Origin of the sequence: Seohaeicola zhoushanensis, assembly GCF_014656415.1 — a bacterium.
Classification (GTDB): domain Bacteria; phylum Pseudomonadota; class Alphaproteobacteria; order Rhodobacterales; family Rhodobacteraceae; genus Seohaeicola_A; species Seohaeicola_A zhoushanensis.
This window is the reverse complement of record NZ_BNCJ01000014.1, coordinates 61,932-87,975: the sequence shown is the minus strand read 5'-3', so window position 1 is coordinate 87,975 and position 26,044 is coordinate 61,932. Positions and strand designations below refer to the sequence as shown.

Annotated in this window: 18 protein-coding genes; 3 read left to right on the top strand and 15 right to left on the bottom strand. The window is 69.5% G+C overall.

Annotated elements, in window-relative coordinates:
- Positions 1-125: 125 nt before the first annotated feature.
- The 13 genes from IE266_RS19280 to IE266_RS19220 all read right to left on the bottom strand — a co-directional run bounded on the left by IE266_RS19280 (position 126) and on the right by IE266_RS19220 (position 18,250).
- Positions 126-1,676 carry a formylglycine-generating enzyme family protein gene (locus tag IE266_RS19280; RefSeq protein ID WP_189681757.1) on the bottom strand — a complete coding sequence of 517 codons (1,551 nt, stop codon included), beginning with the start codon at positions 1,674-1,676 and terminating at the stop codon, positions 126-128.
- Entirely contained in the window at positions 1,673-2,869 is a 1,197-nt protein-coding gene (locus IE266_RS19275; RefSeq protein ID WP_189681756.1) for an ABC transporter permease family protein, read from the bottom strand. Before IE266_RS19275 ends, IE266_RS19280 begins: the two co-directional genes overlap by 4 nt.
- A complete protein-coding gene (locus tag IE266_RS19270) occupies positions 2,863-3,576 on the bottom strand; it encodes an ABC transporter ATP-binding protein (protein ID WP_229864290.1) in 714 nt (237 codons plus the stop codon). The genes IE266_RS19275 and IE266_RS19270 overlap by 7 nt, the downstream gene beginning before the upstream one ends.
- A 7-nt stretch (positions 3,577-3,583) precedes the next feature.
- Complete coding sequence (locus tag IE266_RS19265; protein WP_189681754.1) at positions 3,584-5,494, bottom strand: vWA domain-containing protein; 1,911 nt, start codon at positions 5,492-5,494, stop codon at positions 3,584-3,586.
- Positions 5,478-6,563 carry an SEL1-like repeat protein gene (locus IE266_RS19260; protein WP_189681753.1) on the bottom strand — a complete coding sequence of 362 codons (1,086 nt, stop codon included), beginning with the start codon at positions 6,561-6,563 and terminating at the stop codon, positions 5,478-5,480. Before IE266_RS19260 ends, IE266_RS19265 begins: the two co-directional genes overlap by 17 nt.
- On the bottom strand, positions 6,560-9,166 hold the full coding sequence (locus IE266_RS19255; protein ID WP_189681752.1) for a virulence factor SrfC family protein: 2,607 nt from the start codon (positions 9,164-9,166) through the stop codon (positions 6,560-6,562). Before IE266_RS19255 ends, IE266_RS19260 begins: the two co-directional genes overlap by 4 nt.
- A gap of 11 nt (positions 9,167-9,177) precedes the next feature.
- A complete protein-coding gene (locus IE266_RS19250; protein ID WP_189681751.1) occupies positions 9,178-12,219 on the bottom strand; it encodes a virulence factor SrfB in 3,042 nt (1,013 codons plus the stop codon).
- A 5-nt stretch (positions 12,220-12,224) separates the two neighbouring features.
- Positions 12,225-13,478: a hypothetical protein gene (locus IE266_RS19245; protein ID WP_189681750.1), complete on the bottom strand. Its 1,254-nt coding sequence runs from the start codon at positions 13,476-13,478 to the stop codon at positions 12,225-12,227.
- Between the two features lie 3 nt (positions 13,479-13,481).
- A complete protein-coding gene (locus IE266_RS19240) occupies positions 13,482-15,110 on the bottom strand; it encodes a trypsin-like peptidase domain-containing protein (protein WP_189681749.1) in 1,629 nt (542 codons plus the stop codon).
- Positions 15,111-15,114: 4 nt separating this feature from the next.
- The gene (locus tag IE266_RS19235) at positions 15,115-15,822 is read right to left on the bottom strand and encodes a hypothetical protein (protein WP_189681748.1); all 708 of its coding nucleotides are present in this window, start codon (positions 15,820-15,822) and stop codon (positions 15,115-15,117) included.
- Between the two features lie 184 nt (positions 15,823-16,006).
- Positions 16,007-16,483: a MaoC family dehydratase gene (locus IE266_RS19230; protein WP_189681747.1), complete on the bottom strand. Its 477-nt coding sequence runs from the start codon at positions 16,481-16,483 to the stop codon at positions 16,007-16,009.
- 175 nt (positions 16,484-16,658) lie between these two features.
- Entirely contained in the window at positions 16,659-17,666 is a 1,008-nt protein-coding gene (locus IE266_RS19225; protein WP_189681746.1) for a GGDEF domain-containing protein, read from the bottom strand.
- A complete protein-coding gene (locus tag IE266_RS19220; RefSeq protein WP_189681745.1) occupies positions 17,663-18,250 on the bottom strand; it encodes a heme NO-binding domain-containing protein in 588 nt (195 codons plus the stop codon). The genes IE266_RS19225 and IE266_RS19220 overlap by 4 nt, the downstream gene beginning before the upstream one ends.
- Before the next feature lie 147 nt (positions 18,251-18,397).
- Here IE266_RS19220 and IE266_RS19215 point away from each other — a divergent pair, with 147 nt between their 5' ends.
- Positions 18,398-18,880 carry a GNAT family N-acetyltransferase gene (locus tag IE266_RS19215; RefSeq protein ID WP_189681744.1) on the top strand — a complete coding sequence of 161 codons (483 nt, stop codon included), beginning with the start codon at positions 18,398-18,400 and terminating at the stop codon, positions 18,878-18,880.
- Here IE266_RS19215 and IE266_RS19210 read toward each other — a convergent pair.
- Complete coding sequence (locus IE266_RS19210) at positions 18,855-20,513, bottom strand: NAD+ synthase (RefSeq protein ID WP_189681787.1); 1,659 nt, start codon at positions 20,511-20,513, stop codon at positions 18,855-18,857. The genes IE266_RS19215 and IE266_RS19210 overlap by 26 nt on opposite strands.
- A gap of 161 nt (positions 20,514-20,674) precedes the next feature.
- Here IE266_RS19210 and IE266_RS19205 point away from each other — a divergent pair, with 161 nt between their 5' ends.
- On the top strand, positions 20,675-22,072 hold the full coding sequence (locus IE266_RS19205; protein WP_189681743.1) for an MORN repeat-containing protein: 1,398 nt from the start codon (positions 20,675-20,677) through the stop codon (positions 22,070-22,072).
- A gap of 222 nt (positions 22,073-22,294) precedes the next feature.
- Positions 22,295-23,869, top strand: a complete 1,575-nt coding sequence (locus IE266_RS19200; RefSeq protein WP_189681742.1) for a 2-isopropylmalate synthase — start codon at positions 22,295-22,297, stop codon at positions 23,867-23,869.
- 158 nt (positions 23,870-24,027) lie between these two features.
- Here IE266_RS19200 and IE266_RS19195 read toward each other — a convergent pair whose 3' ends face one another.
- A complete protein-coding gene (locus IE266_RS19195; RefSeq protein ID WP_189681741.1) occupies positions 24,028-26,040 on the bottom strand; it encodes a M3 family metallopeptidase in 2,013 nt (670 codons plus the stop codon).
- Positions 26,041-26,044 lie beyond the last annotated feature (4 nt).

Here is a 26,044-nt window from a genome sequence, read left to right as displayed (position 1 = left end):
ACCTCCGCGCCCACCAGCGGAACCGCCAGCGGAACAAAACGGCGCCCTTTCGTCAAGTCTGCGCACCGCCTTCCCCTATAATCTACGCCAAACTGTGACACAGTCAAAGTCACGATTGCCCGACCCTAGTCGAGCGCCATCGCCAGGAGCGCGTCCGGACCAAGGTCGGGGCGGTCGGCATAGGCTTCGACGTCGCCCCAGAAGCGGTCGAGCTTGCGCAGAAGGGCCGAGCGGCCGGCGAGCGACATTTCCTCGCGCAGCACCGCATAGGCGGACTCCCGCACGGTCGGGGCGACATCGGCGTTCAGCGACTCGAGGGTGGCACGGAAGGACAGCAGGTAGGTCGCCTGCGCGGCGCGCAGCTCGCCGATCTCCTGGACGTGTTTCTCGACCTGGCGGGCGTAGAAGGCGGTCTGGTTGCCGTTCTTCTGCAGATCGACCAGCATCCGGATATTGGCGGCCTTGGCGGCGATGGCGGCGGCGTTGTTGTCGAGCGACTCGACGAAGACCGCGCCGGCCAGCAGGGTGGCGCGGGCCGATTGGCTCTGCGCGGTCTGGGCGCGGTCGCCGGCGCGGCGGAACTGGAGCTTGAGCTCGTTCAGCGCGTCCTGGCGGCCGGGGTCGGTTTCCGCCTCGATCAGCCCGGTGAGCAGCGCCAGCGGGTCGGTCTCGGCGATGGCGGCGTCGGGCTCGGCGCCGGCGATCTCGTCCCAGCGGTTGCGGATCGCGCGCAGGTGGGCGTCGGAGGTGGCGATATGGGTGGCGATCACCAGCCGCATTCCGAAGGTGGCCCCGGCGATGGGCGCGCCGGTCGCGGGGTCGAAGGGCGGATACTCGGTGCGCTGCGCCGAGTAGATCTGGTCGGGTGTCGAGAGCACCGAGCCGCCACGGGTGACGATGCCGCCGACCTGCCCGCCGGCGCGGCCCACCGCGTTCAGGCGGAAGGGGTCGAGCATCAGTTCCTCGGCATTGCCGTAAACATCGTAGAGTCCCAGGGGGTTGGGCTTGCGCAGCCCGACCGGCCCCAACGCCCCGCGCCCCGATCCCGCGGCCTGGTGGCGGGCATAGTCGCGCAGGTCGCCGTCGCCGAAGAAGGTGCGGTCGGGAAACTTGGTCGGCTCGATCCGGGCGCCGCCGCGGGTGGCGTATTCCCATTCCGTCTCGGTCGGCAGGCGGACAAATCCGGGCACCCCGTCCTCGACCGGCAGCCCCGGCGGGCGCTGCGCGATCAACCATTCGGAGTAGGTCTGCGCCAGCGAGACCGCGTCAAACCAGGACAGCCCGCCGCGCGCCAGCCGGTCGCTGCGCTCGGGCGCGTGGCAATCGCCGATCAGGGCGCGATACTGGCCCTCGGTCAACTCGTAGCGGGCGATGTAGTAATGGGTGGTACCAGTCGCAGCGTCGGTGAAGCTGCCGCGCAGGAAGGCCGGGCTGAGGTAGTCGGAATAGCCGGTGTCGTCGAGCGTCTGGCCCAGCCGCAGGCGGCGGTCGGCCAGCGGGTCGGAGGCGTCGACGGGCACGGTGACCTTCTGGAAGGCCATCGCCCCACCGCAGGGCATCGGCAGCACGAGGTCGGCGGGCGCGCCCTCGGTGGCCGGGTCGTAGACCTCGCGCGGCCAGTCCTGGGCCTGCGCCGGGGCCGCCGCGAGGGCGAGGATGAGAGCGAGGCGTTTCATGTGCCCTCCCGCAGCACCGAGGCCGGATCGAGCCGCTGCGCCGACCATGCGGCAGCGGCGGCGGCGCAGGCGACCAGCGCCAGCACGGCGAGCGAGATCAGCGCCCCCTGCCCGGCCGAGATCACCGCCAGCGGCGCCTCGCCCGGCAGACCTTCGCCAAAGAGCGCCGCCGCGCCCTGCGCCGCGATGGCATAGAGAACAAAGCTGCTCACAAGGCCGAGAGCGGCGGTGATCAGCGCCTGAAACACGGGGAAGAGCGCCAGGTCGCGCCCCGGCACGCCGAGCAGCGCAATGGTGGCGAGCACGGTCTTCTTGCGTGCCACGTCGGACCAGAAGCCCAGCACCAGCGCCGCGCCCAGCCCGATGGCGGCCAGCACCGCCGTGCCCGCCAGCGCGAGGTTCAGCTTGCGCCCGAGGCCCAGCAGCGATTCCACCGCCCGTGTGTTGGCGGTGGTGCCCATGCCGAGCTGTGCCTCGATCCGCGCCTGCAGCGGCGCCAGCCCTTCGAGCGAGCGGGCGTAGGCGCGCAGGCCGGAATAGACGGGGACCCGGTCCGCGAGCGGTTTAGTGCCCTCGATGCCATGCTCGGGCAGGCTGTAGCTGTCGTAGAAGGCCTCGATCAGGTCGAGCGTGGCGAAGGGCGCCAGCACCGCGGCCCCGGCGGTGGCGCTTTCGGGCAGCACGATGGCGACGCGCGCCGGCAGCAACAGCTGTTTCGGGCGATCCTCGGCCTGGCTGATGAGCTGCAATTCGGTGCCCGGCGCGAGGTCGAGCTGTTTCGCCAACTGGGCGCTGACCGCCACCTCGCCCGCGCCCAGCGCGGCGTCTTTGGGCAGGGTCGGGTCGCCCGCGCCGGTCGGGATCACCAGCGCCGGGCGGATGCGGCGGCCGTCCTTGGCGCGGATGTTCATGTAGTCGAACTGGGTACGCACCTTGGGCGTGACAAAGGCGATCTCGGGCCAGTCGCGCAGGGGCGCTATCTCGGCCTCGGTCAGAGTCGCATTGCCGGCGGTGTCGATCTGCAGGTTGGCGGGGTCCGCCAGCATCTGGCCGACCAGCGCGGCATAGACGCCGTTCTTGACCCCGAAGAGCACCAGCAGCGGCACCAGGATGCCGACCATCACCGCGGTGTTGCAGAGCAGGAAGAAGCGGTCGCGGATCAGGTCGCGCCAGGCCAGCGTGGCGATCAGCATGGCGCGCCCCCGAGCCGTGAGAGCACCGTGGCGCCCTCGGTCGTCACGCCCAGCGCCCGGCGCGGGATGGCGAAACGGTCCATCCGGGCGATATCGTGCGACGACAGGATCACACCCGAGCCCTCGGCGCGGGCGGTTTCCAGCAGCAGGTCGAGCACCCGGTCGGCGCTGTCGGGGTCGAGCGCGGCGGTGGGTTCGTCGGCGATGACGAAGGGCGGGCGATGCGCCAACGCGCGGGCGATGGCGGTGCGCTGGCGCTGGCCGATGGAAAGCGCGCCGGGGCGCAGGGCCGCCACGTCGCCCAGCCCCAGCCGGTCGATCAGCGCGGTGACGCGGCCCGCGTCGCGGCGGCCCGCAATGGCCTGCGGCAGGGCGACGTTCTCGGCCACGGTGAGAAAGGGCATCAGCCCGCCGGTCTGCGGCACGAAACCGAAATGCGCGCCCCGCCCCCGCGCCAGCGCGGCGGCGCGCGGGCCGTGAGACCAGAGCGCGGCAAGGTCGCTTTCGCCCAGGCGATAGGCCGTCCCCGGCCCCGGCGCCCGCAGCAGGCCCAGCAGTTCAAGCAGCAGCGTCTTGCCCGAGCCGCTGGCCCCGGTCAGCGCCACCGCCTGGCCGGCGTCGAGCGTCAGCTCGTCGACCTCGAGCCGGAAGGCACGGTCGCCGTCGCGCAGGTCGATCCGCGCCCCGCTCAGCCGCAGGCCCGCCACGCGCGCCTCAGGGCAATACGTCGAAGGGCATCGCAAAGACGTATTCGCCGTCGGGTGCGCCATCGAAGAGGGGTGTCCAGACATCGGGGTTCAAGAGCCACTTGCGGTATTGCACCAGCTTCTGGCGCATCCCGTCGAGGATCTGGCGGCGGTTCATCGCGCTTTGCGCCCAGCGTTCCTCGGTGGTCAGCATCAACTGGCTCTCGTAGGGCAGATCCTCGAGGAATTCGAGCGCGCCGCCCAGCGTGTTGCTGTCGGTATTGACCAGCCGGTCGGGGTTCTGCGCCATGCGGGCCACGACGTCGCGGACCTGGGTGAAGAAGCTTGCCGCATCTTCGGCCCCGCGCGCCTGTTCGCCCAGTGTGAGCAACTGCGCCAGCAGGTCGGCCATGGTCGCCATCTCGTTCTTGGTGACGAGCAGACGCGGTTCGATCGCCAGCTTGGCGGGGTCCTCGATGGCTTTCTCCGAGACCCAGCCCTCGATCACGTCGGGGGCCTCGGTGCCCTGGGTGCGGCCGAGCCAGGCAAGGCGCATGGCGAGGCCGAGATTGACCAGTTCCGGCCCCTTCTGCGCCGCCGGCAGCACCGGCGTCTCGCTGCGCGCCTCGCGGATCACGTCGGTCATCGCGGTGACGAGGCGGTGGACGGTCGACTCGAAGGCCTCGGGCGAGCCGTTCTCGATGCCGTAGTAGAAGGTATCGTTGTTGAAGCGCGAGAGGTCGCGGTATTCGCGGGCGGCATAGGCGTGCTGCGCCTCGCCCGGCACCGGGGTCTTGAGGTGCAGCGTCATGATGGCGACACCCTTGTCCTGCGCGGCGCGCTGCAGCTCCTTCGCGCCGATCTGGCTGCGGGCGTTGGGGTCGTTGATCTCCTTCGGGCCGGCGTCGGTGATGAGAATGACGATGCGCGCGTCGAAGGGATCGCCGCCGCCGTTCCAGTCGGTCAGGTCGACCGCATCCTCGACCCCGGCCAGGCTGTCCTCGTTGAAGCCGGGCGAGTCGACGCTGGCGACGCGGGTGGCGGCGCGGATGGTGGCGAGCACCGGCGTCTGGTCGCTGCGCCGCTGCAGCGGCAGCAGCGTGCGGGTGCGGTATTCCAGCCCCGGCGCGACGGCGTTGTTGTCGCGGAATGCGACGACGCCGAAGTTCACCCGCTCGCCGATGCCGGTGCCAGCCATGTCGCGCACGACCTGTTCCACGGCGGCCTGCGTGCGGGAGATATAGGGCTCCATCGACGAGGTGGTGTCGAAGACGAAGACGATGCCGACGTCGAAGCTGTCGGCCTTGGCCGGGGTCGCGGCGGTTTCCTCGCGCAGCGGCACCGAGGCGACCTTCATCAGCAGGTTTTCCTCGTAGTTCAGCGGGTGCAGGTCCTGCACGAAGTCGAGGATCGGCATGAGGTAGAGGCGGTCGACGATGTTGACGAAGACCGGCGGCTCGGCGGCGACGACGCCGGTTTCGGCAGAGACGCTGCCGGCCAGCACCTGGCCGAGGATCTGCTGCTGCATCTCGGGCAGCGTCTTGTCCTCCATGATCGCGCGCAGCCGCGCTTCGGTGTCGAAGAGCACCTGGCGCTGGCGGCCGGCGGGGTTGGTGAAGGCGGCGACGATGTTCTGCTTCCACTCGACCACGCTGTCGGCCTTGACCCAGCCCTCGGGGCCGGAGGAGATCGAGCGGCCGACCTGGTACCAGCCCGGCTCGGCGGCATAGACGTAGAGCGGTTGGAACGCCGGATAGATCGCCGCAGGGGCGCCGTTGGTGGCGGTGTAGCGCGGCGCGTCGGGGCGGGTCAGGACGCGCTGGTAGACGGTCTTGCGGCCCTCGACCAGCAGCGGGCGCGCGGGGGTCTGCGCCACCAGCGGCGCCCCATAGACCGCGAGTGCGAATGCAAGGGTGAAAGCCTTAACCGCAGTAATCATCATACGCCCCCTTGGCCAATGTCGCGTCCGCCCCCTGGAGGCGCTTGCAGCCGTCGGCCAGCTTGGCCGGCGCCGCCGTCGATCCGGCCTTGGCCGCGCGGGCATAATACTCGACCGCGCGGGCGATGTCCGGTGCAAAGGTCAAGCCGATCAGCGTCTCGATGCGGGGGTCGATGCTGTTCTCGTCGTAGAGCGTGCCGATCAGCAGCAGCGCGCCGGGATCGTCCTTTGCCGCATGGGCCTCGATCACCTCGAGCGCGGTGTCGGGCGTCACGTCCTTGCCGCACTGGCGCAGCGCGGCGTCGGCGGCGGGGAAATCGGGGATCGCCGCGAGCGTGGCGAGCGCGCAGGGTTCGCCCTTGGGCGCGGGTGGGGTGGCGGCGACGGGCTGCGGCGCGGGGGCTGGGGCGGGTTCGGCGGCGGCGGCGGTCTCGGTCGGCTCTTTGCGTGGCCAGAACCACCAGGCGGCAGCGCCGCCGGCGGCCAGCAGAAGCAGCAGCAGGAGCGGCAGCCAGAGATTGGGCCGTTTCGTCGTGCGCACCGGCGCGGGGTCCGGCTTGGGCTCGGGCTTTGGCGCGGGCGCCGGGCGTGGCGGCGGAGCCACCACTGTCTCCTCAGCCTGCGCCGGTTCGGCGCGGCCGACCAGCGGCGCGGTCTCGGTCTCCTTCACCGGGCGCGCCACGGGCCGGATGCCACCCAGCACCGCCGCCCCGGCGCGGGGCGGCACGTCGTCGGGCCAGGCGATGTCATAGTCACGCCCGCCGAGGCTGAGCCGCAGCGGCGCGTATTCCTCGACCTTGTTGACGATCTCGGGGCCGATATGCACCCAGTCCGCCCCCTCGTGGCGGTAGACCGGATAGGGCCCGAACTCGAACCGCTCGCTCTGCCAATGCGGATCGCCGATGCCGATGCGCGCGCCCGGCGCCTCGGCGGCGGCGAGCCAGCGTTCTCCATAGGCGTCGAAGACGGCGACATTCACGTTGTCGCCGCGCAGCGTCCCGCCCGGCAGTTCCAGGAAGGCATAGCCCCCGGCCTTTTCCTGCGGATCGGGATGCACGTTGAGCGTCATGCGCGGCCATGCCCGTTCAGCGCGCCGAGGATGCGGCCCAGCGCGAGGTTCTGTTCGATGTCGATCGCGCCCCCTGCCCCGTCCTTGGCATTGGCGACAAACAGCGCGTCGAGCGCGAAGACCCAGTCGCTCCAGGTGGCCTCGGCGACGTTGAGTGCCCGCGCCGGCAGGCTGTCGACGCTGTCATGACCCGCAGCCTCGGTGAAGACCGGGCGCGGACCGGCGGGCGTTTCGACCTTGGGCCGTTCCGAGGCGGGAAGGTCGCGCATCCCGAGGGTGGCGACAAAGCTGTTGATCTCTTCCGCGCCGATGATCGAGGCGGGCTGCGCCTGCTTCTCGACATTGAGGCCGAAGTTCACCGCCGCGATTTCGTCCGCCGTGCGGCGCGAGAGATTGGTGCGGCGGGCGGCGTGGATCAGCCCGGTGACCAGGTCGGCGGCGGGGCTGTCGGTGATGCCCCAGGCGGCGCGCAGCGCGCGGTCGTCGCGGAAGGCCTTGAGCCGGTCGATCCAGGCTTCGAGCGCGGTTTCGGCCTGGAACTGCTCCAGCGTCATGGTGCGGATGTCGCTGCCGGTGGGGCGCGGCCGCGCCGGGCGGCCCGGCCTTGCCGGCCCGGTGGTCGGGTCGGCGCTGGCGGCGCTGACGGCAGAGGTGATGCGCACCGAACTGGGCACTCGGGCGATGCGGCCCTCGATCTCGTCCTGGTCGACCATCAGCGCCGAAAGCACCGCGCCGAAGCGGTGCCGCGCCAGCGCCTGTTCGAGGTCGTCGATGACGCGGGTGACCGTCTCCTGCGCCTCGACGATGCGCTGTTCGACATCGTCCGAGACGTGGAACGGCGCCAGCGCCTGGGTCAGTTTCCCGGCGATTTCATCAAGTTGCACGCGGATCTGGCGCAGCTTGCTGTCGGGCTTGCAGACCCGTGCCAGCGCGTCGGTCAGATAGGTCACACCGCCGTCGTTCAACGCCAGGGCGGCATCCCAGGCGGCGGCGGGGTCGGCGAAATGGCGCTGCACCGGCTCGGCGGCGAGGCAGCCCTCGCGCAGCTCGGCGACGCGGGCCTCCTTGTCGGGGCGCAGGCGCAGTTCGCGGCGGTTGTCGTCATAGTCGATCAGCCCGTCGACGAAGTAGTTGGGGTTCCTCAGCCAATAGCAGTTGTCGAAGGGGCGGTTGGGCGCCCATTCCTCGACCCAGCCGTCGCTGCCGCGCCCGAAGCGTTCGAGCAGCGAGGCCTTCATGCGGCGTTCGAACCGCGTCACCGCGCCCCCTTCGGCGGCGCTGTCGGCCAGCTGCATGTCGAACTTGGTCAGCACGAAGAACAGCACGTTGTCGGTCTGCGCCCGCTGTTCCGGCGTGCGGCCATGGGTCAGCGCGATCCAGTTGTCGACAAGGCCCGGCAGGTCGAGCGTCTCCATGTTGCTGCCCGGCACGCAGAGCAGCATGGAGGTGATCTCCTGGTTCTCGACATAGCGGTCGAAGAGATAGGCGACCTTGCCGCGCAGAAGCAACTCGTGGAGGTTCTTGTCGAGGTTTGCCAGCGTCTTGGAGAGCGGTTCCTCGAAGCGGTTGCGGGCGCCGGGGAAGTCGAGAAGGTCGGTGCGGCCGAAGAGTTCCGACGGCTGCTCGGCCATCGGGAAGACCAGTTCCGCCGCCAGGGCGCACAGCTCGGCGCGGGGCATCTGCACCACGCGGCCCGCCTCGGTGCGGACCTGGAGCGCGGGGCCCACCGGCGCGCCGCGCAGGCCGGCCAGCGTTTTCACGTCGATTATGGATTGCTCGCGCGGGGTCAGCGCGTCGAGGGTGACATGGACGGTGCCGGAATGGTCGAGCTGGGCCAGAGCGTCGGCAAGTTGCTGGTAGAGCGCGCCCAGCGCCTCGTGCCGGCCCCAGAGGATGGCGAAGAAGCCGGCCCGGTCGGAAGCCGAGAGGCGCGGCGCGATCTCGGCGGCCTCGTCCCAGAAGGGTTTCAGCGCGGCGGCATAGGCCGACTTGCGGAAGACGCTTTCGATATATTCGCCGATCTCGTGCACCGCGTCGGCATCAAGTCCGGGGCGCGCGGCCCCGGCCCGCGCCTTGAAGGCGTCAAGGTGGGCGGAAAGTTCGGCGGCGTCGGGCGGCACCTCGGATTCGTCACCGTCGTTGAAGAAGGAATTGACGATAGTGCGGACGATATCGGCCTCGGAGAGCAGCGTGAGCTTGATCGGAAAGCCCTCGGGCGTCGGTTCGCGGCGCATGGTGAAGCGGGTGACGAGGCCGGTGCTTTCGCCCTCGCCCTCGGGGTTCACCTCGGAGATGTAGTCGAGCCTGCGGCCGGGGAAATCGCCCACCAGGCGGCCGCCCTCGGGGCGGGCCAGCACCGAGACGAGGAAGGACTTGCCCGCCTGGCTGGGGCCGAAGACGCTGACCGACATCGGCTTTTCCGCCGCCTGCGCCAGACGCCGCGCCCGGCGCAGCCCCTTGCGCATCATCTGCGTCAGCGAGCGTGCCTCGGCCCCGATCAGCGCGGCATTGGCGGGCGTCTCGACCCAGGCGAGCGCCTGCGACGTGACCTCGGCCACCTCGGCGCAATCGGCCGCGAGTTTCTGCTGGTCCTGCGTCACCATCAAATGCCCTTTCACAGCCTGAACAGGCCGGTGTCGATCCAGTATTCATCGGCAAAGCCGAGTGTCTGTAAACGCAGTCTCACTTCGCCGGGTTTCATCGCCGTGCCCTCGGCGTCTTCCAGCTCGGTCACGGCGAAGGCCTCGCGCATGGCCTCGCGGCGCAGCACCGACTCGGAGGTCTCGACCTCGGGGTCCTCGTCGAATTCGGTCCGTTCGAAGGTCACGCGCAGCGGCGCGCGGGCCTCGGCGGCGGGGGTGGCGAAGTCGAGCCGGTAGAGCGGCGTGGTGGTCCAGCGTTCCAGCGGCAGCTGCCGCGCGCCAAGGTAGATCGGCGTGTACATCGTCAGATGCGCCAGCAGGTCGCGCTCCGATTTCTTCGCGTCGAGGTCGACATCCTGGAACAGCACCCGGTCGGCCATGATCTGGCCCGAGCTGTCCATCTCGCCGATATAGCGGGCGGTCGACTGCATCCGGAAGGCGGAGGTCGTGACCTTGAAGTTGGGGATGCGCGATTCCGACAGCGCGATCAGCATGCCCCCCACCGCGACGGTCGACTTGGGATCGCCGATGCGCTGGGTGACCGGGTCGCGGAACGGATACCAGCGCCCGGTCTTGTAGGCGTGCATCGAGACGAGACGGTGCGGCGGCACCACCAGCATCTCTTCCAGGATCGCCCGCACCGCCGGCAGCCGCGAGGGGCGGCCGGTGAGCAGCACCACGTCGACGCCCAGGTGATGCACCACCTCGGCCATGTTCGAAAGCGCCTGCTGGAACACCTCGCGGGCGGCGGCGTCGACGTCCTCGCGGTTCAGCGTCAGTTCGACATCGGCAAGGTGGAAGCCCTCGGCCCCCAGCCCCGCCGCCGCGTCCTCGATATAGGCGCAGAGGCTTTCGGGCAGGTCGCCTTCGGGCAGCGCGTCGCGGACCTGCAGGGTGATCGCGGCATCCTCTTCGGCGGTCTCGCTGGCCTTGAGGATGGCGACCGCCAGCGGCATCAGCACGCGCAGGGCGAACTGGCGGCGCTTCTGCACGCTCTGCTGGTCGAGCCCGCCGATATCGCCGCCGAAGAGCTCGCGCAGCTTGTCGCCGGCATAGCGCCCGCCCGCCGCCTCGATGGCCCGCTGGATACCGGGCAGGATCACCGTGGCGATCAGGCGTTGCAGCAGCTCGTCGCCGGCCACGCGGAAGCCTTCGCGGAAGTTCTGTTCCGGGTGCAGCACCCTGCCCGCCTCGCCGGTATAGGTCGTCACCATCAGGTCGGTGGTGCCGCCGCCGATGTCGATGCAGGCCAGCCGCAGCGAGGGCTCGCCGTTGCGCTCGCGCCCCTTGAGGCGCAGGAAGCGGTCGATGCGGCCGTCGAACTTCTGGGTGAGTTCGGAATAGAGCCAGACCAGCTGGGTGCAGCTTGCCTCGTCCCATTCGACGATCAGTTCGGGCTTGCGCGAGATGCTGCTTTCGCCGTCCTTGAGGCCCAGCATGGTCCAGACCAGTTCCAGCGCGCCCTTGGCCTTGGACCGGATGATCGCCTGTTCCTGCGCCGTGGTGGCGGTCGGCAGGGTCAGGATGATCCGGTCGAGGTGGCGCGGCAGTTCGGATTGCGCGCGCCGCGCGCGGGCACCGGGCGCGTTCACCTGGATCAGCGCATGGGCGATGATCTCGGCCAGCATGAAGCCGAAGAGCGAGGCGCGGGCAAAGCGCGGGCGGATCGCCGGGGTCATCGGCGTGCGCCCGCGGGGGCGCAGCCGCGCCGCCTCGTCCGCCTTGATCTGCGCCAGCACGTCGCCCGCCTCGTTCAGGTGGCGCATGGCGGCGCGCAGGGATTTCGGCAGGTTGTTGGGGTCGTTGTGGTGATGAAAGCGCCAGTCCTGCTGAACGGCGGCGTCATCCCAGAGATAGCGTTTCGGCGAGGACAGGCCCGAGGCGGTCTCGGTGCCCTCTTCGCCGGCCACCAGCCGCAGCGCCTCGGGCCCGACCCGGACGATGGAGGGCCAGAGGAATGCATTGCGCCGCCCCGAGCGCGAGGCAAAGCGTTCGTCGCCCATGCGGTGCTCGGAGAACTCAACACGGCTCTCGAACAGCCCGGAATAGCTGAACTCGGGGCGCGAGAGGTCGCGCACCTCCAGCGGGAAGGACCGCGCAAGGTCGAGCTTCATCTCGCCCGGAAAGCGTTCGATCAGGATGCCGCAAGTGCGCGAATTGCCGACGTCGAGCACCAGCTCGACCTCGACCGGGGTGACGCCCTCGCGCGAGCTGACGGTATTGGCAAAGCGGATCTTGGGGATCTTCACCGCGTTGTCGATCAGCCGCAGGAAGGCCAAATACCGCGCCCAATGTTCAAAGCGGTGCGCCAGCCCCTCGTGGGTGATCTTGCGGCCCGGCCGCTCGGCCCGCTTGAAGGCCATGAACAGCTCGTCGAGCCAGTCCGAGACCCATTTCTGCAGGTCCAGCATCTCGCCGCTGCTGTCGGGTTCGAGACGGCGCAGGAACCAGTCCATGCGCGCCGGGTCGGACACGAAGCGGAAATCGCGCGATTTCTCGGCGTCGCTCACTTCGGGGGCGACATATTGGTGGCTTTGGTCGCCGTCCATCAGCGCGGTGTCGAGCGCGAGCTGCACCCGGTGGGTATGGCCGGTGTCGGGGTCGGGTTCGTCGATTTCGACCACCCGCAGCCGCGCCCAGCTGGTCGGGCCGGGATCGAAGCGTTCCTCGCCGCCGGGGCCGCGGTCGTTCTTGATGCGCAGGACCGGCACCGGCACCCATTTCTCGAGGAAGGGTTCCAGCGCCGCGACCGGGCGCACCGAATATTCGTCGTCATCGGGCCGCGCGCCCGCTTCGACGGCCTCGTCCGCCTCGGCCTCGCCGGTGAGTGGCAGGAGCGCCCATTCCTCATGCGCCTCGGTGCCGCCGACCACCCGCTCGATGAACCGCGCGGCGCGCAGGTCGAGCGTGTCGAGACGGAAGCCGAAGTCCAGCATCTGCGTGCCCGACCACGGCACCAGCGCGATCTCGTCGCGCCAGTCGGTCAGCTGCGCCAGATGTCGGGAATGCTTCATGCTGCCTACCTCGAAATGCTTATGTTTGTCGTCCAATCGGCCTGCTTTGCCTCCAGCATACCCGCATAGCTTCGCGAAGGTCCATCTTGGCGAAACATGTGCAGCCGGACCGGCACCTGCGCCGCGCCGCGGGCGTCCCTGAGATGGGCCGTCACCTTGTAAAGTCCAGAGGGGGCGGCGGGGAAGGTCACCGCCTCGACAGGGTCGTCGATGGGGATATCGGTGCTGGCATCAAGCGCCAGGGTGGCCTCGCAGGCGTCGGGCGTCTCGCGCGAGACGGTGGGGCCTGCCGGGCAGGTCACGGTGAGGTCGATATCGGCGGGGCCGGACCATTCCAGCAGGAAGGTCAGCGCCTTGACCTCGACACCCCGGCCTTGCGCGCGGTCGAGCGCGGCCTTGCGCTCGGCCTCGCCGGGTTCGAGGCCGGTTTTCTGTTGCGGCGCGTCCGGTGTGGTTTCAGGCGCGGTTTCCGGGACGGCGGGCAGCACCGGAATGGTCGGCTGGCAGCCGCGGTCGACCAGCGCAATCTCGCGTTCGAGCGCGGCAACCTCGTCTGCCGCCACGCGGGTCTCGGTCAGCGCCGCCGCGATGGCCGCCTGCGGCACAGGGCAGAAATCCGGGCCGGTGCGCCAGAGGCCGCAGGGTTTGACCAGAAGCCAGAGGATCGCGGCCAGCATCAGAGCCAGCAGCAGCCAGCCGAGCAGCAAGAGCCACCAGAGCGCCGGGGAGGCGCGTTTCTCCTCCGGGGCGGGCTCGGCCACGGGCGCGGCGGGGCGCGCGACAAGGGTGCTCAGCACGCCGCGCACGGCGCGCTGTTCGTCGCGCAGCCAGGCCCAGTGCAGCAGCACCGGGTGCAGCGCGCCCGAGGCGTCGCGGATGGCGCGGATCATGTCCTCGCCCGGGATCTCCAGCGCGTTCAGCAGCGCCTCGCCCAGCCGCTGGTCGTTCGGCGCGGGGCTGGAGGCCAGCGTCTCGGCCTCGGCGCGGATCTCGGCGACCAGCTGGGCGAGCTGCGCCTTGAGCGCTGCGCGTTCGGCGTCCGAGAGTTCGGAGAGGGTCAGCGCCCGCCCCTCGCGGGGGGCGTGCCAATCGATCGCCTCGCCATGCTGCGCCGCCACCGGCTCGGCGAAGATCAGTGCGTGTTCCTCGCCCAGCCGCGCCCGCACCGCCCCGCTCACCAGTTCGAACGACCGCTGCGCCGCCGTGCCCAGCGGTTGCAGACCTTCACTCGAAGTTGTGGCGAGAAGGCTTTGATACATGGCCTATTTCCCGGCCCGCTCGACCTGCGGCGCGCAGGCCGCCGTGTCCTGTTCCGGCGCGGCCCCGGTGCCCTGCAGGAAGGCCAGCAGATCGGCGGTGGTCAGCGCGAAACCGCGGTTCTGCATGCCCCCCTGCCGCACGAAGGTGTTCACCCCCACCAGCCGCCCGCACATGTCGACCAGCGGCCCGCCGGAGTTGCCCGAGGAGAGCGCGGCGGAATGCATCAGCACATGGGTGCCCGGCGCAAGCTGCTGTTCGGTGTTGACGATGCCGTCGGTCACGGTCAGCCCCGGCACCGCCGCCAGATCCCCGGCCTTGAGCGCGGCGAAGGCGGCGTCGGTCTCCAGCACGTCGCCGGGATAGCCTGCGGCCACCACGTTGGTCAGCGTGAGCGGCGCGGAAGGCACATGCAGGGTGAAGCCCGGCATCGCCACGTCGGCGATCTTGAGCAACGCGAAATCGCCGCCTGCCTCGGTCAGCGGGCCAAGGGTCTTGACCACCTCGGCGGGCGCGGGACGGGCCAGCGCCTTGCCGGTGACCAGGATCTGGCCCGCTTGCGCGGCGGCGATCACATGCTGGTTGGTGACGATCAGCCCCGACCCGAGAGAGAGGCCCGAGCCGGTGGTGACGCCGCTGCCGCCTTGGACGATGACCATGACGGTGCGCGCCTCGATCAGCGCCAGCAAGCTTTCGTCGCCGGTCACCACGCGGTCGGGTCGGCTGGGCAGCAGCGCGTCGGGCGCGGCGCTGGCGCGCTCGGGCGGCGCGGTGCCTTCGGCCGGCGGGAGCAGCCCCTCGGGGGTGAGGCCGCCCGGCAGGATCAGCTGGCCGTCGGCGCGGCAGACCGCGCCCTCCAGCGCCTCGGTCAGCTGCGCCTTGCGGTCGCGCAGGGCGGCGGTTTCGGCCTCGGCGGCGCGCAGCATCGCGGCATCGGTGACGGCAGGCGGTTCGCCGCTGGGGAAGAGGCGCGATCCCGGCGTCAGCAGCCAGGCCAGCGTGCCGGCGGCCAGCAGCAGCAGCACCAGCAGCGGCACCCATGCGAGCGGGGTGATGCGATGCACGACCCGGGGCGCGGGTTCGGCCACCGGGGCGGCCACCGGCGTGGCGCGGGGCGCGGCGACGGGTTCCGGCGCGGGGCCGCTCATCGGCAGGAACCGCCCCAGCGTTGCCGCGTAATGCGTCGGACGCGAGAGCGCGTTGGCCCCCTTCCCGCCCGGCATCAGGCCCCAGTTCACGATCACCGGATGATCGCCCACGACCAGCACATCGGCCCCGCCGCTGACCGTCAGCGCCGCCGCCGCCAAGGGTGCGGTCGCCGGGTCCTCGGCCAGGGCGCGCACCGGGCGCAGGTGGTCGGCGAGCCAGCGTTCGGCGCGCTCGCGCTCGCCCGGGCCAAGCTCGGACAGCGGGCGCGCGGTTCCGGCGCGGTCGGTGTACCAGCTCACCGTCGGCGCGGCGGCGTCGTTGCCCCGGCTGATCAGCGGCTCGGCGAAAAGCGCCGCCACCTCGGGGCCGGCCCTGTCGGCCAGCAGGGCGCGCAGCTCGTCGTGGCGTTCCAGCGCGGCGCGGCCGCCGGCGGTGACGAAATCCTCGTTGGCCACCTTGATCTTGGACAGGAAATGATCGGCCATGGGTCTATCTCCTCGCCCGGCGCAGCGTCGCGTTGCCGCGTCCGTTGGTCTCGGGTTGGTAGGTGGTGCAATTCGCCGTGCCCTTGGAATCGAGCGCGCAGCGGATGTCGCGGCGGAATATCTCGGAGCCGTTGGAGCATTGCAGGTTGCCCGGCTCGCGCATGTTCAGCCGGCCGCTGGCAATATCGCCACTTAGGCGGCCTTCGCAGCGGGTGCCGTCGCTGGCCCGCATGGTCTCGCGGCCATTGCCATTGGCGTCGAAGCAGATCTGCCAGCTGCGGAAGCTGGTGATATAGCCGGTGCGGATGTCGCGCACGTCATAGCGCGAGGCGAGTTCCCAGCAGCCTTCCATCACCGAGATGTCGTTGTCCTCGAAGGCATCGGGGGCAAGGCCGCTCGGCGTTTCGGGCGGCGGCGGCGGGGGTGGCGGCGGCGGAGGCGGAGGGGGCGGCGGCGGTTCGGCCTCGCATTGCAGCAGCGCGAGTTCGCGCTCCAGCGCGGCAACCTCGGCTTCGAGGTCGCGGGCCTGCTGCACGGTCTCGGCCAGACGGGCGCGCTCGTCGATCGCGCCCTGATCCTCGCAGGCAGAGATTACTGTGCCGATCAGCGGCAGCCGCAGCCCGCAGGCCTGCAGCAACAGGTATCCCGACGCCGCGACCAGCAGCGCAAGCAAGATCGCGACAAGAGCTATTGCCGGCCGCATGTTACCCATTCCGCCCCCCGTCGCCCTGCGCCGGGTCTTCGGCTGCGCGGCGGCGACAGGAGTTTGACCCTGATTTCCAACGGGTTGACCCTAAGCCTTGGCGCTTTGGTCCTGCAAGGGCGGATATCGCCGGGCACGGGGCGCGCCTTGGCACGATCCCGCTGATGACCCGGCGGAATGAGCGGAGGGCCGATCAGCCTTCGTCGCGTCCGGCCATCAGGCGGAGCGGTTCGTATTCCATCACCGCCACGCCGTGCTGGTTGATGACCCGGTTGCGGGTGCGCACCAGGCCGCGGCCGCCCTTCTGCGCGGGGCGGGATTCGATCACCTCGAAGTCGACATGCACCGTGTCGCCGGCCAGCGTGGGGCCGAGCACGTTCATCGAAGCCTGCAGGAAGGCCATGCCGGTGCCATGGGCGGTGGCGGCGAGCACCAGCCCCTCGGCCACGGCATAGACCTGCGCGCCGGGCACCAGGCGGCCCTTGATGGCGGAATGTGCCTCGGCATAGACCTCGTCGGTGAACAGCGGCTCGACCATGCCGACGGTGGCGGTGAAGGCCGAGACATCGGCCTCGCGGATGGTGCGCCCATAGGTGCGGAACCGCGCCCCGACTGGCAGGTCCTGCCAGTAGAAGCCGGTGCCGAGAAGTGTCGTCGTGCTGTCAGACATGGTTCATACCGTTCCGGTTAAAGGGGATGTTCCCCGCGCGGGGAGCCGGCCTTTGCATGGCGGTGCCGCCAGTCCTTGCCACCTGCTCTCCCCCTCGCGTGGCGGGCGCCTTGCCTCGCCCTGCCCGAGGGATATCCGGCGAAGCGGCTGTTGTAAAAGGCCAATCCCGGCCAGCCTAGGCCACGGTGCTGCCCGGATCGCCGGACATCTCGGGGCGATAGAAGCGATGGGTGCCGCGGCCCGCGTGCTTGGCGGCATAGAGCGCAAGGTCGGCCTGGTGCATCAGCCGCCCGGCATCGGGGGTGCCGGTCCTGGGGGCGACCACCATGCCGATGCTGGCGGCCACCCGGCAGAGACGGCCCTGGTAGATGATCGGCTGGCCGATGCGGGCGATCAGCCGGGATGCCACCTCCTCGAGCCGGGCGCGGTCGGTCAGCTGGCGGAAGATCAGCACGAATTCGTCGCCCCCTACCCGCGCCACGCAATCGGATTCGCGGCTTTCCTCGGCCATGATGCGCGCGACGTGGCGCAGCACGTGGTCGCCGGCGGCATGGCCCATCGTATCGTTGATTCCCTTGAAGAAATCGAGATCGAGATGCATCAGCGCAAAGCGGCTGCCCTCGGCGATCAGCCGGTCGAGCAGGAAATCCATCGCGCGGCGGTTCTTCAGCCCGGTGAGCGTGTCGGTATAGGCCTGTTCCTCGGCCGCGATCATCGCGCCCTGCAGGCGCAGGTTGAGCCGGCGCGAGGCCTCCATCGCCGCCGATTTCGCCTCTACCAGGTAGAGCATCTCGATGGTGAGGTCGGTGGCCGGAAAATCGGCGCTGGTGAGGTCGTAGTCGCGCACCGCGTCGAGCACCGAGATGCCGAAGGAGAGATCGACCACCGCCCCCTGCCCCGGCGAGAGCGGCACGATCACGCCCTTGAGCCCGGTCGCGGGCGCGGTGCGGAAGCGCAGGTGCAGCTTGGTGCCGGACCGCTGCATCAGCTGCTGCATCGAGGTGACGGCGCGCGGGCGGCCGAGTTCGAAGACGTCCAGAAAGCGATGGCCATGCAGCGCCGCCACCGGGCGCAGCTTGCGCAGGGTCGGGCCGGTACGGCGGATGTGGCCCGCGGGGTCGAGCCGGACATGCATCGGGCAGAGGGTATCGAGCAGTTGGTCGACCTCGCCCCCCGTTGTCATGCGCTGCGCGCCCCGAGGTCGAAGCTGCGGCCCTTGGCGAAATCGGTCTCGATCAGGGCGATGGAGATCACCTCGCAGCCGTCGCGCAGGCCGCGATGGTCGAGTATGACCAGCGCGCCGTAATCGTCGGCCATGGTGCGCAGGACGCCCATCATGACGCAGCCGAAGCCGGGAAGACCGGGACCGCAGGTCAGCGTCAGCATCCCGGAGGTGAGTTCGCGCAGCTCCAGCGCGGGCAGGTTCAGGTCGGCCACGGCAAGGCGGGCGCGGTCGGGCAGATCGTCGAGCGAATGCAGGAAGTCGACATAGGTGACACCGCCGAAACGCAGCAGGCGGCGCAGCGCCTCCAGACCGGGGTGCGAGACGATGAAGGTGCCGATATCCTCCAGCACCTCGGCCCGGTCGCGGCCCAGGTCGGCGCAGACCTCGTCCAGCACGCGCAGCGAGAGCGCGTCCTCATAGGTCAGCATCGCCTCGAAGCCCGACCCGCTGAGGCCAGCGCGCCGGGTCACCCGGCGCCAGCGCGCCTGGCTGTAGGTATGGCAGAAGAAGGACTGGATCGCGCAGTTGATCAGGCCATGCATCACGACTCCTTGCCCTGGGTACGCGCGGCAGCATGGATCGGCAGAGGTTAACCGGCCTGTAACAGATCGAATTTTACCTGAATTCCGCCGCCCCTTGCGCCGGCGCGAGGGCGGGCCTCATATGCGGCGAGATTTCCGGAGCCCGCGATGATCGCCACCCGCCACTTGCCGACCGACCCCGCGCTTGCCGATGTGCTGGCGCTGATCCGCGCCGAATTCGCCTATATGGACGCGCGCATCGACCCGCCCTCGTCGATGCATCGCCTGAGCCTGGACGACGTGCGGCGCCAGTGCGAGACGGGCGAGGTCTGGTCGCTGGGCGCGCCGGTGGTGGCCTGCATGTTCCTGACGCCCAAGCCGGGGCGGCTCTACCTCGGCAAGCTGGCGGTGGCGGGGAGCGCGCGCGGCCGGGGGCTGGCGGCGCGGCTGGTCGGGATCGCCTGCGAGCGCGCGGCCGCGCAGGGGTTCCCGGTGGTCGAGCTGCAAACCCGGATCGAGCTGGTGGAGAACCACGCCGCCTTCGCCCGCATGGGCTTCGTCAAGACCGGCGAGAGTTCGCACGAGGGCTATGACCGGGTCACGACCCTCACCATGCAGCGCCCCGTCAGCTTGGATCGCGCCAGCGGTTGACGATCGGATAGCGCCGGTCGAGCCAGAAGGCCTTCTTCGTCAGCCGCACACCAGGAGCGGACTGGAAGCGCTTGTATTCGCTGAGATAGATCAGCCGCTCGACCTTCTGCGCGGTGGCCCGGTCAAAGCCCGCTGCAACGCAGTCGGCAATGGAGCCATCCTGTTCGATCAGGATGTCGAGCAGCCGGTCGAGATCGGCGTATTCGGGCAGGCTGTCGCTGTCCTTCTGGTCGGGGCGCAACTCGGCGCTTGGCGGTTTCTCGATCACGCGCGGCGGGATCACCTCGCCCGGCGGACCCATCATCCAGTCGCGGTGGTTGGCGTTGCGCCAGCGGCAGGCCTCGAAGACGCGGGTCTTGTAGAGGTCCTTGATCGGGTTGTAGCCGCCCGCCATGTCGCCGTAGATCGTGGCATAGCCCACCGCCACCTCGGACTTGTTGCCGGTCGTCAGCAGCATCTCGCCGAACTTGTTCGACATCGCCATCAGCAGGAGGCCGCGCAGGCGCGACTGGATGTTTTCCTCGGTGAGGTCAGGTTTCAGGCCCTCGAAGAGCGGCGCCAGCGCCTCGGTCACGGCGGCGCGGGGGCCACTGATCGGAACATAGTCGTAGCGGCAGCCCAGCGCCTTCGCCACGGCCTCGGCATCCTCGAGCGACCCGGCCGAGGTATATTCCGACGGCAGCATGACGCAGCGCACGTTCTCGGGGCCGAGCGCATCGGCGGCGATGGTCGCCACGATGGCCGAATCGACGCCGCCAGAGAGACCGAGCAGCACCTTCTTGAACCCGGTCTTGCCGCAATAGTCGCGCAGCGACTCGACCATCACGCGATAGTCCTGTTCGTAATCGCCCGGCAGCACCGCCATTTCGCCCGGCAGGATGCGCCAGCCGGTCTCTCCGCGTTCCAGGTCGACATGCGAAAGGCAGGCGTCGAAGGCCGGCAGCTGCACCGCCAGCGCGCCGCCGGGGTTCAGCGCAAAGCTCGCGCCGTCAAAGACCTGGTCGTCCTGGCCGCCCACCATGTTGAGGTAGATCAGCGGCAGCCCGGTCTCGATCACGCGGGCCACCATGTGGTTGATCCGGGTGTCGAACTTGCCGCGGTAATAGGGCGAACCGTTGGGCACCAGAAGGAACTCGGCGCCGGTTTCGGCCAGGGTCTCGGCCACGTCCTCGTGCCAGGCGTCCTCGCAGATGGGCGAGCCGATGCGGGTATTACATACCGAATAGGGCCCGCCGATGGGGCCGGAATCGAAGATCCGCACCTCGTCGAAGACGGTCTCGTTGGGCAGGTGATGCTTGAGCACGGTCGAGACGATATTGCCCCCGCGCAGGATGAAATAGGCGTTGTAGAGCTCGACGCCCTCGATCCAGGGGCCACCGATGGCCATGGCGGGCCCCTCGGCGCAGTCCTTCGCCAGTTGGCGCACCGCCTCGATGGCGGCGGTGTGGAAGGCCGGTTTCATCACCAGGTCCTGGGCGTTGTAGCCGGTGATGAACATCTCGGGCAGCGCGACCATGTCGGCCCCGGCCTCGCGCGCGGCCTCCCAGGCCTCGCGCGCCTTGGCGGCATTGCCGGCGAGGTCGCCCACAACGGGGTTCAGCTGCGCCAGAGTCATGCGGAAACGGTCGGCCATCCTGCCCTCGGTCATCAATTCGCCTGCCGACCCCCTTTACCAGATCGCGCCGGGCAGAAAAGCCGATAGCGGCAAAAGGCGTTGCTCCGCGCGGCGCGGTCGCCTAATTTCGGCGGGCCGCGTGCCCGTGTGCCGCCAGAATGGCCTGACAGGACAAAACCATGATCCGATCCCTGACCGCCACCGCCGCCGCCGCGCTTGTCGCCCTGCAGGCGCTTCCCGTCGCCGCGCAGGAGACCGGCAAGACCCAGGACGATATCGGCGGCATCTACGAGGGCGGCTTCCGTAACGGGCTGCAGCATGGCACCGGCACCTACCGGCTGCCCAACGGCTATGAATACACCGGCCAATGGGTCGACGGCGAGATCCGCGGCCACGGCGTCGCGCGCTTCCCCAACGGCTCGGTCTACGAGGGCGAATTCGCCAAGGGCAAGCCCGAGGGGCTGGGCAAGATCACCTTCTCGGACGGCGGCACCTACGAAGGCGAATGGGTCGACGGCAAGATCAACGGCAAGGGCATCGCGATCTATGCCAATGGCGTGCGCTACGAGGGCGAGTTCAAGGACGCCAAGCACCACGGCATGGGCACGATGCAGAGCCCCGGCGGCTATGAATACCGCGGCCAGTGGGTCGAGGGCGAGAAGCAGGGCAAGGGCGTCATCACCTATCCCGACGGCGCGGTCTACGACGGCGATATCGTCGCCGGGCAGCGCGAGGGCACCGGCAAGCTGACCATGCCCGACGGGCTGGTCTACCAGGGCACCTGGAAGGCCGGGCAGATCGAGGGCCAGGGCAGCCTGACCCAGCCCAACGGCGACGTCTATACCGGCGCGCTGGTGGCCGGGAAGCGCGAGGGCAAGGGCCGCGTGCAATACGTCAACGGCGATGTCTACGAGGGCGATTTCTCGGACGACCGGCGCGATGGCACGGGCACCTTCACCGGTGCCGACGGCTATGTCTATGCCGGGTCCTGGGTGGCCGGGCAGATCGAGGGCCAGGGCCGCGTGACCTATCCCGACGGTTCGGTCTACGAGGGCCAGTTCCGCGGCGACCTCGCGGATGGCACCGGCAAGATCACCTACCCCGACGGCTCGACCTACGAGGGCCAGTGGGTCGCCGGCGTGATCGAGGGCGACGGGATCGCGCGCTATGCCAACGGCACCGTCTACGAGGGGCAGTTCAAGAACGCCCGCAACCACGGCCGGGGCGTGATGACCTATCCCGACGGCTATCGCTACGAGGGCGACTGGGTCGACGGCCAGCGCCACGGCCAGGGCAAGGCCACCTATGCCGACGGCTCTGTCTATACCGGCGGCTTCGTCAACGGCCACCGCCAGGGCCAGGGCGAGATCGTGATGACCGGCGGCTTCAGGTATACCGGCGAATGGCAGGACGGCGAGATCGCCGGCAAGGGCATTGCCACCTATGCCAACGGCGACGTCTACGAGGGCGAATTCGTCAAGGGCAAGCGCCAGGGCCAGGGCACGATGAAATACGCCACCGGCCAGGAGGCCACCGGCACCTGGGAGAACGGCGCGCTGAACAAGTCCGACGGCTGACCCCTGCCCCGCATTTTGGACTTTTCATTTAATCCGATCCGGTTATAACTCCGTCCCATGTCGATTTGCGCACATATCCCTTCCCTGCCCGCCCCGCGCGGTGCCGTTGCGCTCGGCCTACTGCTCCTAACGCGCCTCTGAGCGTGCCATCAGGCGCGCCCGCTCAGAGGATGCCGCCTGCGCGCCATTGGCCCTAGGAACAGATTTAGAAAGATCACCGACATGACCAGCATGACCGACAAGAACCGCGTCCTCATTTTCGACACCACGCTGCGCGATGGCGAACAGTCGCCCGGCGCGACCATGACCCATGCCGAAAAGCTCGAGATCGCCGAGATGCTCGACGACATGGGCGTCGACATCATCGAGGCCGGCTTCCCGATCGCCTCGGAAGGCGACTTCAAGGCGGTGAGCGAGATCGCCCGCGCCTCGAAGAACGCCGTGATCTGCGGCCTCGCCCGCGCCCAGCTGCCCGATATCGACCGCTGCTGGGAGGCGGTGAAGCACGCCAAGGCGCCGCGGATCCATACTTTCATCGGCACCTCGCCGCTGCACCGCGCCATTCCGAACCTGACCATGGACGAGATGGCCGAGCGCATCCACCAGACCGTGACCCATGCGCGCAACCTCTGCGACAACGTGCAGTGGTCGCCGATGGATGCGACCCGGACGGAATGGGACTACCTGCGCCGCGTGGTCGAGATCGCCATCAAGGCGGGCGCTTCGACCATCAACATCCCCGATACCGTGGGCTATACCGCCCCGGCCGAAAGCGCTGACCTGATCCGCCGCCTGATCGCCGAGGTGCCGGGCGCCGACGAGGTGATCTTCGCCACCCATTGCCACAACGACCTCGGCATGGCGACGGCGAACTCGCTGGCCGCCGTCGCCGGCGGCGCGCGGCAGATCGAATGCACCATCAACGGCCTCGGCGAACGCGCCGGCAATACCGCGCTGGAAGAGGTGGTGATGGCGCTGAAGGTGCGCCACGACATCATGCCCTGGACCACCAATGTCGACACCCGCAAGATCATGGCGATCTCGCGCCGCGTCGCCACCGTCTCGGGCTTCCCGGTACAGTTCAACAAGGCGGTGGTCGGCAAGAACGCCTTCGCCCACGAGAGCGGCATCCACCAGGACGGCGTGCTGAAGAACGTCGAGACCTTCGAAATCATGCGCCCCGAGGATGTCGGCCTCACCTCGAACAGCCTGCCGCTCGGCAAGCACTCGGGCCGCGCGGCGCTGAAGGACAAGCTCAAGCAGCTCGGCTTCGAGGTGGGTGACAACCAGCTCAAGGACGTCTTCGTCCGCTTCAAGGAACTCGCCGACCGCAAGAAGGAGGTCTACGACGACGACGTCGTGGCGCTGATGCGGGTGGGCGAGGACCCGGAGAACGACAGCCTCAAGATCGTCTCCATGCGCGTGCTCTGCGGCACCGACGGCCCCGCCGAGGCGACGGTCGAGATGGAGGTCGACGGCGAGGACGTGACCGCGACGGCCAATGGCGACGGGCCGGTCGACGCCAGCTTCAAGGCGATCCGCATGATCTGCCCGAACGAGGCGCGGTTGCAGCTCTACCAGGTGCACGCGGTGACCGAGGGCACCGACGCCCAGGCGACGGTCTCGGTGCGGCTGGAGGAGGACGGGCGCATCGTCACCGGGCAGTCGGCCAATACCGACACGGTGGTCGCCTCGGCCAAGGCCTATGTCAACGCGCTGAACCGCCTCGCGGTGCGCCGCGCCAAGACCGGCCCCGGCGCCGACCGGCGCGAGGTCTCCTACAAGGAGCTGAGCTGAGGCGCGCTTGCCGGAGGTCCACGCCCGTGGGAATCCGGTGATCGGGGGCGCTGCCCCCGCCGCGCCTGCGGCGCGACTCCCCGGAGATACTTATGAAGAAGAGAAGCAGGGGTGTGGCGCCCTGCTTCTCCGAAGTGCCCGCCGCTTGACGCCGCGCTTCAGGCGGCGAGGCCGCGGCCCTTGAGCAGCGCCTCGACGCCCGGCAGGCGGCCGCGGAAGGCGATGTAGAGTTCGGCCGCTTCGCGCGAGCCGCCAGTGGAGAGGATATTTTCCTCCAGCGCCCTGGCGCGGTCCGGGTCGAAGGCGCTGCCCGCCTCCTCGAAGGCGGCGAAGGCGTCGGCGTCCATCACCTCGGACCACATGTAGCTGTAATAGCCCGAGGAATAGCCGTCGCCCGAGAAGACATGGGCGAAATGCGGGGTGGCATGGCGCATGGTGATGGCATGGGGCAGCCCGAGATCGGCCAGTACCTCGGCCTGCTTCGCCATCGGATCGGCCGGGGCCGCGCCCTCGTGGAAGGCGAGGTCGACCAGCGCCGAGGCGACATATTCCACGGTCTGGAAGCCCTGGTCGAAGTTCGCCGCCGCCAGCACCTTGTCGAGCATGTCCTGCGGCATCGCCGCGCCGGTCCTGGCGTGAGTGGCGAATTCCTTCAGCACCTCGGGCACTTCCAGCCAGTGCTCGTAGAGCTGGCTGGGCAGTTCCACGAAGTCGCGGGCCACCGAGGTGCCCGAAATACTCTCGTAGGTCACATCCGAGAGCATCTGGTGCAGCGCATGGCCGAACTCGTGGAACAGGGTGCGCGCGTCGTCGTAGGAGAGCAGCGCGGGAGAGCCCTTGGCGAAGTTGCAGACGTTCAGCACCACCGGCGCCTGCACCTTGGGGAACTTCGCCTGGGCCCGCATCGCCGAGCACCAGGCCCCCGACCGTTTCGAGCCGCGCGCGAAATAGTCGCCGATGAAGACGGCGACATGCTTGCCGTGGCGCGTCACCTCCCAGGCCCGGCAGTCAGGGTGATAGAGCGGGATGTCCAGCGGGCGGAACTCCAGCCCGAACAGCCGGTTGGCGCAGGCGAAAGAGGCCTCGATCATCCGGTCGAGCTGCAGGTAGGGTTTCAGCGCGGCCTCGTCGAGGTCGTGCTCGGCCTTCCGTCGCTTCTCGGCGTAATAGCGCCAATCCCAGGGCTCCAGCGCGCCGTTCACGCCGTCTTCGTGCAGCATCGCCTCGAGCAGCGCACCATCGGCCTCGGCCCGCGCCTTCGCCGGCCCCCAGACCGCCATCAGCAGCTCGCGCACCCGGTCCGGCGAGCCGGCCATCTCGGTCTCGAGCTTGTAGGCGGCGAAATTCGGATAGCCGAGCAGCTTTGCCCGCTCTTCACGCAGGGCGAGGATCTCGGCAGCGATGGCACGGTTGTCGGTGGGGCCGCCATTGGCGCCGCGTGCGGCCCAGGCGCGGAAAGCATTTTCCCGCAGGTCGCGGCGGGGCGAGAATTGCAGGAAGGGCACGATCAGCGAGCGCGAGAGCGTCACCACCGGCCCCGGCGCGCCCTTCTCGGCCCCGGCGGCGCGGGCGGCGTCGACGACGAACTCCGGCAGCCCCTCCAGATCCTTCTCGGCGAGGTCCATGAACCAGTCACGCTCGTCCGCCAGCAGGTTCTGGGTGAAGGCGGTGCCCAGCGTCGCCAGCCGCCCCTTGATCTCGGTCATCCGCGCCTCTGCCGCGCCTTCCAGCGCCGCCCCGGAGCGGACGAAGCCGCGATGGGTCAGCATCAGGACGCGGGCCTGCTCGGCGTCCAGCCCGAGGCTGTCGCGCTGCTCCCAGAGCGTGGCGAGGCGGCGGAACAGTGCCTTGTTCGACGAAATCTCGGCATAATGCGCGGCGAGCTTGGGCGAGAAGGCGCGCTGCAGCTCTTCGCGCCTGGGGTTACTGTCCGCGCCCGCGACCGTGTAGAACACCCCCAGCACCCGGTCGAGCGCCTCGCCCGCCGCCTCCAGCGCCTCGACGGTATTGGCGAAACTGGGCGCCTCGGGGTTGGCGGCGATGGCCGCGATCTCGGCGCGGTGGGCGTCAAGGGCGGCGTCGAGCGCCGGGGCGAAATCCTCGTCAGAGATGGCATCGAAGGGCGCGATCTCGAAAGGCGTGGTCCAGTCGGCGAGCAGCGGGTTGGTCATGCGG